The following is an 11,692-nucleotide window of genomic DNA, read 5'->3' on the forward strand; positions in this document are numbered from 1 at the left end:
TTTCTGTTTTGTTATACTTTGTTGTTCTCAAAAGGTTGCTGTATTGCAGCAAGCACAGGGCTCTGCAATACAGCTTTTTCCTTTTTAATATCTGACCACGAAGAAGCCTTTGTCATAAACCCATTTACCGTTGATCTTTACTTCAAGCATGTAGAAGTACGTACCGGCTGGTACTGCACGACTTTCCTTGTAGCCATCAAAGCGGTTGCTGTGGTTATCGTAGCCTTTTAACTCCTGAACCAGGTTACCGTTGGCATCGAAGATGCCGATCTTGTTCTCCGGATACTCATCGATTCCTTCAATTCGAAGGTAATCGTTGATGCCATCTCCGTTTGGTGATACCGCTGGGTGCACACGAACCGGAAGTTTGGCGCCGTCTTCGTTGCGTACACGAAGTTCGCGGGTAACCGCATCAGCGGCTATGTAGTTCGCATCTCCGGACTGTTCTGCACGGATAAGCGCAAGACCTACGCCTCTCACTGTCACTTCCTGATTACCTGTAACTTCAGCAACAAGCGTATTGTCACTGTAGATTTTGATCGGTAGCGGACTGTTGCTGCTGATATCAAGGGTCAGGGTACCTGCATCACGATATACAGCCGGGATCTCTTTAAACGTGATCACCTGTTTGGCTTTATTGATCTTCAGGGTAGCCTGCAGATTGAGGTTGGTATAGTTGATACCTCCGTCTATGGTTGCTGTAATTGCATACGTACCGGCCGCTGTCTGATTGTTTCCGGTGTAGCTAACGGTCGTACCTGCAGGAAGCGTACCTGCAATAAGGATGGACTTCGCGGATGCATCGTAGGTGAAGCTGGCATCACTCAGGGTAATACCGCTGATCGTAGCTTTGGTGATCGTCAGATTTGCTCCTGCATAGGTGATTGTATAGTTCGAGGCTGTCAGATCATTGTTGCTGATTGCATACGTACCTACATTTTCACCTGTGGCACGTTTCAATGTACCCGTCACTACAGTAGCGGCATCATTGTTCACCAGACCGGTTACTTTATACGTCAATGCAGGATCTGCTGTACCGTAGACTTTGGTCTTCGCATCCGCGGTAACAGTCAGATTTGCTTTAGTAATCGTAAGATCGGCTCCTGAATACGTAATTGTGTAGTTAGAAGCAGTGAGATCGTTATTACTGATCGCATACGTACCCACATTTTCACCTGTGGCACGTTTCAATGTACCCGTCACTACAGTAGCGGCATCATTGTTCACCAGACCGGTTACTTTATACGTCAATGCAGGATCGGCTGTTCCATAGACCTTAGTCTTCGCATCGGCGGTAACAGTTAAGTTGGCCTTAGTAATCGTAAAACTTGCTCCTGCATAGGTGATCGTATAGTTCGAGGCTGTCAGATCATTGTTGCTGATCGCATATGTTCCAACATTCTCACCCGCCGATCTTTTCAATGTACCGGTGACTACAGTAGCAGCGTCGTTGTTCACCAGACCTGTGACTTTATACGTCAATGCAGGATCTGCTGTTCCATAGACTTTGGTCTTCGCATCCGCAGTAACCGTCAGATTTGCCTTAGTAATCGTAAAGTTTGCTCCTGTATAGCTAATTGTGTAGTTAGAAGCTGTCAGATTATTATTGCTGATAGCATACGTGCCGATATTCTCACCCGCCGATCTATTCAGCGTACCTGTAACCACAGTAGCGGCATCATTGTTCACCAGACCGGTTACTTTATAGGTCAGAGCAGGATCTGCTGTACCGTAGACTTTGGTCTTCGCATCAGCCGTAACGGTTAAGTTGGCCTTTGTAATCGTAAGATCTGCTCCTACATAATTAATCGTGTAGTTGGAAGCTGCCAGGTCGTTATTGCTGATTGCATACGTACCTACATTTTCCCCTGTTGCACGTTTCAATGTTCCTGTTACTACAGTAGCTGCATCATTGTTGACCAGACCGGTTACTTTATACGTCAATGCAGGATCTGCTGTTCCGTAGACTTTAGTCTTCGCATCAGCCATAACCGTTAAGTTGGCCTTAGTAATCGTAAGATCTGCTCCCACATAAGTAATCGTGTAGTTGGAAGCTGTCAGATCGTTATTGCTGATTGCATACGTTCCTACATTCTCTCCGGTTGCACGTTTCAATGTACCCGCTACCACAGTAGCCAGATCATTGTTGACCATACCGGTAACTTTATAAGTCAGGGTCGGATCAGATGAACCGTAAACCTTAGTTTTCGCATCAGCTGTAACCGTTAAGTTGGCCTTAGTGATGGTAAGATCTGCCCCAACATAAGTGATTGTGTAATTATCTGCACTCAGATCGTTATTACTGATCGCATACGTACCTGTGTTTTCTCCGATTGCACGTTTCAGTGTACCTGAGACCACAGTAGCGGCATCATTGTTCACCAGACCAGTTACTTTATAGGTTAATACCGGATCTGATGCCCCGTAGATTTTGCTTTGAGCATCTGCTGTAACCGTCAGATTTGCTTTAGTAATTGTCAGGTTTGCTCCTGTATAGGTAATCGTATAGTTGGCTGCTGTCAGATCATTATCCAGGATAGCATACGCACCTATGTTTTCTCCGATTGCACGTTTCAATGTTCCCGATACCACAGTAGCCACATCATTGTTGACCAAACCTGTGACTTTATAGGTCAGAGCCGGATCATTCGCTCCGTAGACTTTTGTCTTCGCATCGGCTGTAACTGTTAAGTTCGCTTTCGTAATTGTAAGATCTGCTCCAACATAAGTGATCGTGTAGTTGGAAGCTGTCAGGTCGTTATTACTGATTGCATACGTACCGATATTTTCACCAGCTGCACGTTTCAATGTTCCTGTTACTACAGTAGCTGCATCATTGTTGACCATACCTGTGACTTTATAAGTCAGGATCGGATCATTCGTTCCATAGACTTTTGTCTTCGCATCGGCTGTAACAGTAATATCAGCTTTTGACACTGTCAATGTGCGACTCACAGGAGTTGCAGGATTATTGTTCTGATCTCCCGCCTGTGTTGCTGTGATCGTTGTTGTACCGGATTTCAATATAGTAGCCTGATTCCCGGTAATACTTACAACTGTAGGATCAATAGCAGTATACGTGATCAATAATCCTCTGTTTGTATGTGTATCTCCCAGATCAAACGATGCATCACCGTATGTTTTAGAAGCGATAGCATTGAAACTGATCTGCTGATCATATTTAAATGTGGTAAATTCTTTAACAGTTCCATAGCTAACTATTCCGTTGACAATCGCATATGCTCTGTAACGATACAATGTATTTACTGTCAAACCGCTAATATCTACTGAGAACGTACCACTTCCGCTACCTCCGATTATTTTATTATTGGATGTGGTTGGTAATGCATTTGTTCCATATACAATCCCTTTCTCTATCACACATGAACCACTTGGAACATCACCTCCAAGCGTAACTGTCTGTGCAGCCACATCTACTGCATCAGATGTCGATACCGTAACTATAGCAGAAGGCTCTCCGATAGTTGTGGTACGTGTTATGAAACATCCGTTATTATCTGTTATAGTAACTGTATATGTACCTGCAACCAAGCCGGTGGCTGTTGCCGCTGTACCGCCACTTGGGGCCCAACTGTAGGTATAAGCTCCTGTACCTCCGGCAGCAATCACTGTTGCACTTCCATTAGTACCTCCATTGCAACTTACATCTGTTTTACTAATGGTCGCTGTCAAAGCTGCAGGTTCTCCAACTGTAACTGAAGCTGTTGTCTGACAAGCATTCGCATCTGTAACAGTCACTGTATAGATTCCTGCCGCAAGACCTGTAGCTGTCGCAGCAGTACCACCACTAGGGGCCCAACTATAAGTATAGCCTGCTGTACCACCTGTTACAGAAACAGTAGCAGTACCATTACTTCCGCCATTACAGCTTACATCCGTTTTAGTAGCTGTTGCTGATAACGCAGCTGTCGGCTGATTTACTGTAATTGTACGGGTAATCTGACATAAATTATTATCTGTTACCGTAACGGTGTAAGTACCTGAAGCCAGACCTGAAGCGGTAGCGTTAGTTCCTCCGCTAGGTGCCCAACTATAAGAATACGGACCGGTGCCTCCTGTTACGGAAACTGTGGCAGTACCGTTATTTCCGTTAAAGCAACTCACATCTGTCTTAGTAATTGTTCCTGCTAAAGCTGCAACAGGTTGTCCAATGGTCACGGAACGGGTAATCTGACAAGCATTTGCATCTGTAATCGTCACCGTATAGGTACCAATAATAAGACCTGTGGCCGAAGCTGCATTTCCGCCACTTGGTGACCAACTGTATGTATAAGGCGCTTTACCACCTGTCACAGCGACAGTAGCTGTACCGTTAGAGCCACCGAAACAGCTTACATCTGTTTTAGTAACCGTACCTGTTAAAGCGTCTGGTTGACCAACGGTTACAGTAGCTGTTGTCTGACAAGCATTTGCATCTGTAACGGTCACTGTATAGGTACCGGCTGCAAGACCCGTGGCCGTAGCTGCAGTACCACCAGTGGGCGCCCAACTATAGGTATAGCCTGGCGTACCACCTGTGACAGAAACAGTAGCTGTACCATTACTTCCACCATTACAACTTACATCTGTTTTGGTAGCCGTTGCGGATAAGGCTGCTGCCGGTTGCCCGACTGTCACGTTACGGGTAATCTGACAGGCATTAGCGTCTGTTACCGTAACGGTATATGTACCTGCAGCAAGACCCGAAGCCGAAGCTGCAGTTCCGCCACTTGGTGACCAACTGTATGTGTAGGGAGTAGTACCGCCTGTGACAGCAATAGAAGCTGTGCCGTTAGAACCACCGAAACAGCTTACATCTGTTTTAGAAGTGGTTGCTGCCAAAGCTGCAGCAGGCTGACCAATAGTCACGGAACGGGTAATCTGACAAGAATTTGCATCTGTAACAGTCACCGTATAACTACCTATACCAAGCCCTGTTGCCGAAGCTGCAGTACCTCCACTTGGTGACCAACTGTATGTATAAGGAGCTGTACCACCTGTGACAGCAATAGAAGCTGTACCGTTTGTTCCACCAAAGCAGCTTATATCTGTTTTAGTAGCATTACCGGATAAAGCCGCAGCAGGCTGACCTACAGTCACTGTACGCGTAATCTGGCAGGTATTAGCATCTGTAATTGTTACCGTATAGTTACCTGCAGCAAGACCTGTAGCTGTTGCACCCGTACCACCACTTGGTGCCCAGCTATAGGTATAGCCCGGTGTACCACCTGTGACAGCAACTGTAGCTGTACCGTTATTACCGCCAAAGCAACTTACATTTGTTTGAGTAGCAGTACCAGATAAAGCGGCAGCAGGCTGACCGACAGTCACCGTACGGGTAATCTGACACGCATTAGCATCTGTTACGGTCACCGTATAGTCACCTGTAGCAAGCCCTGTAGCTGTTGCATTTGTACCGCCACTAGGTGCCCAACTATAGGAGTATGGACCTGTACCTCCTGTTACAGCAACCGTAGCTGTACCATTTGAACCGCCAAAACAACTTACATTTGTTTGAGTAGCTGTACCTGTTAAGGCAGCAGCAGGTTGACCGACAGTTACCGTACGGGTAATCTGGCAAGCATTAGCATCTGTTACGGTCACCGTGTAGTTACCTATAGCAAGCCCTGTAGCTGTTGCTCCAGTACCACCACTTGGTGCCCAACTATAGGCGTATGGACCTGTACCTCCTGTTGCAGCAACTGTAGCTGTACCGTTATTACCGCCAAAGCAACTTACATCAGTTTTGGTAGCTGTTCCACCCAAAGCTGCCGCAGGTTCACTAATCGTAATTGTCTTAGTAGCCGTACATCCCATCTTATCGGTGACTGTCACAGTATATGTACCTGCAGTAAGATTAGATGCGGTAGCTGCTGTTCCTGCTCCCAGCGTCCAGCTATAGGTATAAGGTGCTGTTCCTCCGCTTGGTACTACAGTAACTCTTCCTGTAGCAGTACCTTTACATGCTACATTTGTCTGCGCCTGTGTATCAATAGTGATAGTCGGACATGTATATTCCAGTTTCCATGTCAATGCATCCAGACACACATAAGTAAAAGGTTCTGTTGTGCTGATCTCCAGTTCGTCGATGACCTTTGTGCTGTTGTTGGCTCCGCCAAAAGTCGTGAGGTCTATCGGAGTGAATCCGTTATTGGTTGCTGTAGACTGCACAAAACCACTCGTTGCAGTAGCTGTAAATACAGTTGCCCCCCCTAATTTACCTTTAATAGTAACAGTCCCCGTATTGTACTGTTCAACTGTATGATCTGCTAAAAAAAGATAAAACTTCTTCACCGAATAAGTTAATCCGGCTTCTATTTTTATAGAAAAGCTTTGGTCGATAAAAGCCCTCGCCGTACCGTCATTGTCGATATACTTATTATCCGGCCCGGTCCCGTTCCATCCTGTGCCGGGATAAAGATCCTGTATATCAAATTGTCCCGATTCAGCTTTACTAATAATTGTAAATGTCTTTCCTCCACTTGTAAAAGTCGACGCCCCTGCCGTCGCTGACTCAAATGTTTCTGTTATTTCGGTTTGACCCCAGGCCTTTCCGATAAAGAGTATACAACAAAACAGGAATAACAGGACTCCCGTCCTCATACCCTTGATACTCTTCAAAATGTTTTTGTAATAATTGGAGCTTTTCATTCTCTTGGTTATTTATTTTTCTCAGGTGTATGAGTTTTAGGCTTGCTGTTGTTTCACTGAAAACAACTCTTTATAAATCTCCTTATTAGAGGCATAGTGATTAGCAGGCATGAGATATTCATGATTGTAGGATTGTCGGTTGTTATCGTCATCATAGCCCAGTATATTTTTTGATAATAGTTGCCCGCTGTCTAAAGCCTGACTCAGGATTACTTCATTTTTAGCTTTGTTTCGAAGGATTAATGTTCCATTCACCTTGTTTCCTACAGAGTTACTGAGTATCAGATCTATATAACTGGTTTCCTGAGCAAGATCATAGCTGTTCCATTGTTTACGATCCATTCCTAATTGAGATAGACAAATGACGAGCTTACAATTTTCCTGATCTTTAAGTAATTTGCTGATTTTTTCAGCTGATTTGTAAGGATGTTGAACGCTGACATCAGGCATTTCAGTATTTTGAGCAACAGCAATAATTCCTATTTTCTGACCCTTGGAATGAATAATCATATAAGGCAGTATTCCCTTTTGGAGTCTTGCATCTGAAAATTGATAATTCGAACTGATCAAAGGGAAATTGATAGCGGGCAACAGATCAGCAAGTCCCTCTTCCCCCTTATTAAGGTAGATATCACTACATGCCGCAGCATGAAACCCAATCTTATTTAACTTTGCTATTCGTTCTTTATTTTGAAATACATCTGCAGAAGCATCAAATAGATTACCGGCATCCAGAATCAGACCAGAGGTTGGTTCTGCTTCTAGTGTCCTTAAGATCTCATTATATCTGCTCCAGTAATTTATAGAACTCAGATCATTTGTCTGGTATATAATCAGTCTTTTATTATCGGCAAGAGAGCTGATTTTTTTACTGGATTGAGCTGCGCCTGCAAGAGGTCTGGCAAGCAGGATACTACTCAAAAGTACCGAGCTTCTTTTCAAAAACGACCGTCGCTGATTAGTCATGGTAGTTTGTATTTAGGTTATTTCGTTGGAGATTCATATTATATTCAGCTGTTAATTTCTGGCCGGAAAGTTTCCATAAAGACAAATCATAACATTCATGCCGAGATAAGGTTGCACATTACTATGTGGTATGTTGCCTCCCTTTACGTCTGTATTAAAGGTTATATTATTAGTTGCTGCTTCCAGTACAGTATCCGCTGCAGCAGACACAAATCCCAAAGTTGTTACAAAATTTGCCCCCTCCATATATCCCGGCCTGGCAATAGACATACCATTTGCCGGTGTAGCAGTTGTTGCATTTGCAGAGCTGATTTTAAGTTTTGGGCCACCATTTCTGGTTACGACATGGTTATGCGCAGTCATTTCCGGCAATGTCAGCATAACATTTGCAGCACCACCTTGTTCTCCTATAATTCTTGGGGTAAGTCCCGGTCCCGATCCAGCACCTATTATTGTTCTTCCCTGAAAGTCAGGAAGACCAAATGTTGTTGTTCCGTTTCCACCATAAGTAGTACCTAAAATAGAAAATAATGCTGTATTACTTCTGACTGCTATAAGTTGCCCTTGACAAAACGCCCAGTTCAGGGGTGCATAGCCAGCGGCAAAAAATCTGATTTCTCCTATGTATCCGTCCATAATATTATTAATTTCGTGAAGGATATATACCTTCAGCACATATGATATAATTTGTTGTTAAAAAAGGTTGCATATTTTCGTGAGGCAAAGAGCTTCCCATCATCGCAGTATTTACAGTTAATCCACTCGTATTCAACGAGCTGTCACCCATCGTCTTATCCGGATTAGCTGCATTATATCCCAATGTAGGTATGCTGTCAGTCATCGGCTGCCCCAATTGTGAGCCTGTCGCTGCTGCATGAAGAGTCGCTGCTGCCGCACTTACTTTTACCGCAAACGGAACATTTGTAGCATTCACTGCTGCAGTATGCGTGTGTACAGGCAAATTTGCAGGCAATAGTGTGACCGTTTCCGTTCCAATTTTCTGTCCCAGTACAACATTTGTTAATCCAGGTCCTTGCCCTGTACCAATCGGTACCCTTCCTCTGAGATCCGGTACGCCAAATGTGTTAACACCATCTCCACCATAAGTTGTTCCGATCACCGTGTACAACACCTGATAATTATTTATACTTAATAATCTTCCGTCACATAATATCCAGCCAGCTGGAGCAAAATTTCCGGCAAAATTTCTTACTTCTGCTATGTATCCTTCCATAGGTTAGTTTCTTGATGGATAAATTCCTTGTAAACAAATAATATAATTCAGTCCTAAAGCAGGTTGCCTGTTATCATGAACAGCATTACCTCCGATAGGTGCCAGTGTCAATGTCATACCTGAAAGATCTATACTTGCCGGATTTAAGCTGATTGAACCGGTCTGACTATTGTATCCTAATGTTGGTGTTTTTGCTCTTCCTGCAGATCGGGCAGGAGCAGCCAGAGACAGTCCGTCAATAACGGTACTTTTATCCGCAATACTTTTACTTACAGTCAGCGGTAATTTCCCACTTATGCTGACCTGATGAAAATGGGCAGGAAGATTATTTTCAACCAGTGTAACACTTTCTGTCCCCACTTTTTGACCAGATGTAATGGTTCCCATACCTACAGTTTGTCCCGATCCGGTACCCACCGGGATTCTGCCCCGAAAGTCAGGAAGCTGAAATGTAGTAACTCCATTTCCGCCATAAGTGGTACCTAATAATGAAAAAAGAGCCTGATTTGTATTAATGGCTAAAGTTTGCCCATTACATAATGCCCAATACTTAGGTGCAAAGTTTCCGGCAAACAGCCGTATCTCTGCCATAGTTCCATCCATAATATTTTTAATTTAGTTGTTGTCCTTTTATTAGTCCCATTGTAAATAATTTAGATCCGGAAAAATATCCCTCCTGCATACTGACAGTCAATATGCGCAGATACTCACCGTTTATACACGCTGCAATTACCCCATACAATCCGTCTGCGTACACGATCTCGCCCGGACTATATGTAGCACTTTCTTCCAGACTAATCAGTTCAGCTTCCAGTATGCGTATTTCCTGTGTTCCGTAATAGCTGGTTGCTCCCCCATATTTAGGATTACATGCCAGTGCAAGTGCCCTGATCGCTGAAGCCGGTTGATCTTTCCATTTTATTCGAAAATCTTCAGCAGAAGGTTTCCTGTCAAAATATACTTCAGTAGTATTATCCTGTTCCCTGAATATTAATTTATCTTCCTGTAAAGCTGTATACCATTGCTTCACAGAGCCTACCACTTCCATTCGCACCCGGGAACATAGTAAACCATAGTTTTCAGACGGATGCAGATTGGTAAAACTTTCTATTACCAAAGGCCCTCTATCGATGGCCGCTGTCATCTTATGTATACTTATTGCAATTTGTTCCTCCTGATTTTTAATCTGCCAGAATAATGGATCTGCACCGCTGTACTTTGGCAGTGTCCCCGGATGTATGTTATATATGCCCAACGGGGGCAGATCTAAAATATGTTGCGGTATCCGGTAGGGAAATGCAAACACTAATGAGGTGTCAGCCTGTATAGCTAATAGCCAGTCTGCCAGTTGTTCTTTCCAGAAGACAGTATCAATCACCTGAATACTTTCTTCTCGGATACCTGTGCCAGCAAAAATTTGTTTGAAATAAGATGCATTGTGATCCAGAACTGCAATGCCTGCCAATTTATTTTCCGCAGCCAGTTGTCCTGCCACAACAGCAGCAATATCTGTATTACAGATCAGTCCCACACGTATATTTTTGTTTGGTATCATCGGGTCAAATAGCTATTTGTCCAACCCGAATTGATTTCTGTCAACATATTTTGCAACTTTTCATTACCAGCGCCTAAAGGCGAGATGTGGTATACTATACTTTTCTCCTGAAGAGATTCAGACTCATTCTGTTTTAAATCAAGCTGTCTGATTACAATATCTGCAGAAAGATCATTTAACTGCCATGTACTCAGGAATGATGTGGCCTGTGATTGTATTGACTGATTCAATTCTTCTTGCTGACCAGACAATTTTCTTAACCATTCCGCTAACCTTATCCCCCAGTTTTCATATATATGATCCACAGTTTCTGCTGATAAAATCAACGATGTATATGCTTTTATATTTTCAGGAGCCGGGGTACCGTTGTCAAACAGAAATGGTAGCCCTACCAATGGAATATCGCAATAAGGAGAGTTAGCATAGGCTTCTAAAAAGCGTCCTGCCTGTGTTCCATTGAAACTGGCGTATATAAAGTCAGGTCTGTCCCGTTTCAGTACATTATAGAAAGCGGTCAGATCTAAGTAATTGTCCTGAGTATTTGGGGTGAGATGAAAAGACAATCTGTTATCTTCAGATTCCTGATTCATTCCCAGATCTAAAAATGTCCCAAAGGCGTATCCTCCATCGTAGAGATCCGTTACAAACAACCCCTTCTGTCCCAACTTTGAAACGGCCCAATGGCCTAATGCCCCTACATGTTGCCAAATAGAAAGGCTGTATACATACAGATAGGTATATTTTTCTGTGTATAAGGGTAAATGTTCACCCAGGTGACAGGCAATAATCGGCTTCTTATACTTTTCAGCAAGCTTGGCTATTGCTGAAATTTCATGTGTAGAGAAGAGACCGATAATAAGATCGACTTCGTCAAATTCAAACAATTTGACAATAGCCTCTGTATATCTGGATGCAGAAGATTGCGCTACCAATTCTGTGGAGATCTCAGAAACAGGATTATTAATATCTTTCAATACCGATTTTAAACCTTTCTGAAAAGATTTAGCAATGCTCTGCTCCGTATGAACAGGCAGAATCATACCAATATGATAATTACAATTTTCTGCCTGTTGCGCAGACTCATGCAATTCCATTCCTGTTTGACTATTTATATCAATAGCAAGATCGACAGACTTGTTCATATATGTATTAAGGTTAATAACCAACATTCGAACATCAATCTAAACAGCAATAGCACTTAAATTAACTTCTGAAAACAACGAATAGAAAATCTATCTGTTAATGATTGGTGTACTTTTTATTTTTAAATAGGTATGCGTTAATAA

At 43.2% G+C, this 11,692-nt stretch carries 7 protein-coding genes; all 7 read right to left on the reverse strand.

What is annotated here, in order from left to right; genetic code table 11:
- Positions 1–84: 84 nt before the first annotated feature.
- From I6J03_RS01555 to I6J03_RS01585, 7 genes are read right to left on the reverse strand one after another with little or no spacing between them, the layout of a single operon-like run.
- Positions 85–6,651: an MBG domain-containing protein gene (locus tag I6J03_RS01555; RefSeq protein WP_003007721.1), complete on the reverse strand. Its 6,567-nt coding sequence runs from the start codon at positions 6,649–6,651 to the stop codon at positions 85–87.
- 36 nt (positions 6,652–6,687) lie between these two features.
- Positions 6,688–7,617 (reverse strand): bifunctional UDP-sugar hydrolase/5'-nucleotidase, encoded by a 930-nt coding sequence (locus I6J03_RS01560; protein WP_201694098.1) that lies wholly within the window; start codon positions 7,615–7,617, stop codon positions 6,688–6,690.
- Between the two features lie 51 nt (positions 7,618–7,668).
- The gene (locus I6J03_RS01565; protein ID WP_003007725.1) at positions 7,669–8,253 is read right to left on the reverse strand and encodes a phage tail protein; all 585 of its coding nucleotides are present in this window, start codon (positions 8,251–8,253) and stop codon (positions 7,669–7,671) included.
- 7 nt (positions 8,254–8,260) lie between these two features.
- On the reverse strand, positions 8,261–8,851 hold the full coding sequence (locus I6J03_RS01570) for a phage tail protein (protein ID WP_003007727.1): 591 nt from the start codon (positions 8,849–8,851) through the stop codon (positions 8,261–8,263).
- A 3-nt stretch (positions 8,852–8,854) separates the two neighbouring features.
- Complete coding sequence (locus I6J03_RS01575; RefSeq protein WP_003007729.1) at positions 8,855–9,454, reverse strand: phage tail protein; 600 nt, start codon at positions 9,452–9,454, stop codon at positions 8,855–8,857.
- A gap of 7 nt (positions 9,455–9,461) precedes the next feature.
- Entirely contained in the window at positions 9,462–10,406 is a 945-nt protein-coding gene (locus I6J03_RS01580; RefSeq protein WP_003007731.1) for a formyltransferase family protein, read from the reverse strand.
- Entirely contained in the window at positions 10,403–11,548 is a 1,146-nt protein-coding gene (locus I6J03_RS01585; RefSeq protein WP_201694100.1) for an ABC transporter substrate-binding protein, read from the reverse strand. The genes I6J03_RS01580 and I6J03_RS01585 overlap by 4 nt, the downstream gene beginning before the upstream one ends.
- Positions 11,549–11,692: the final 144 nt, after the last annotated feature.

Source organism: Sphingobacterium spiritivorum (assembly GCF_016724845.1).
Classification (GTDB): domain Bacteria; phylum Bacteroidota; class Bacteroidia; order Sphingobacteriales; family Sphingobacteriaceae; genus Sphingobacterium; species Sphingobacterium spiritivorum_A.

Excerpts from the sequence above, each read along its gene's own strand:
- I6J03_RS01555 (WP_003007721.1), bottom strand. The coding sequence starts at position 6,651 with ATGAAAAGCTCCAATTATTACAAAAACATTTTGAAGAGTATCAAGGGT.
- I6J03_RS01560 (WP_201694098.1), bottom strand. The coding sequence starts at position 7,617 with ATGACTAATCAGCGACGGTCGTTTTTGAAAAGAAGCTCGGTACTTTTG.
- I6J03_RS01565 (WP_003007725.1), bottom strand. The coding sequence starts at position 8,253 with ATGGACGGATACATAGGAGAAATCAGATTTTTTGCCGCTGGCTATGCA.
- I6J03_RS01570 (WP_003007727.1), bottom strand. The coding sequence starts at position 8,851 with ATGGAAGGATACATAGCAGAAGTAAGAAATTTTGCCGGAAATTTTGCT.
- I6J03_RS01575 (WP_003007729.1), bottom strand. The coding sequence starts at position 9,454 with ATGGATGGAACTATGGCAGAGATACGGCTGTTTGCCGGAAACTTTGCA.
- I6J03_RS01580 (WP_003007731.1), bottom strand. The coding sequence starts at position 10,406 with ATGATACCAAACAAAAATATACGTGTGGGACTGATCTGTAATACAGAT.
- I6J03_RS01585 (WP_201694100.1), bottom strand. The coding sequence starts at position 11,548 with ATGAACAAGTCTGTCGATCTTGCTATTGATATAAATAGTCAAACAGGA.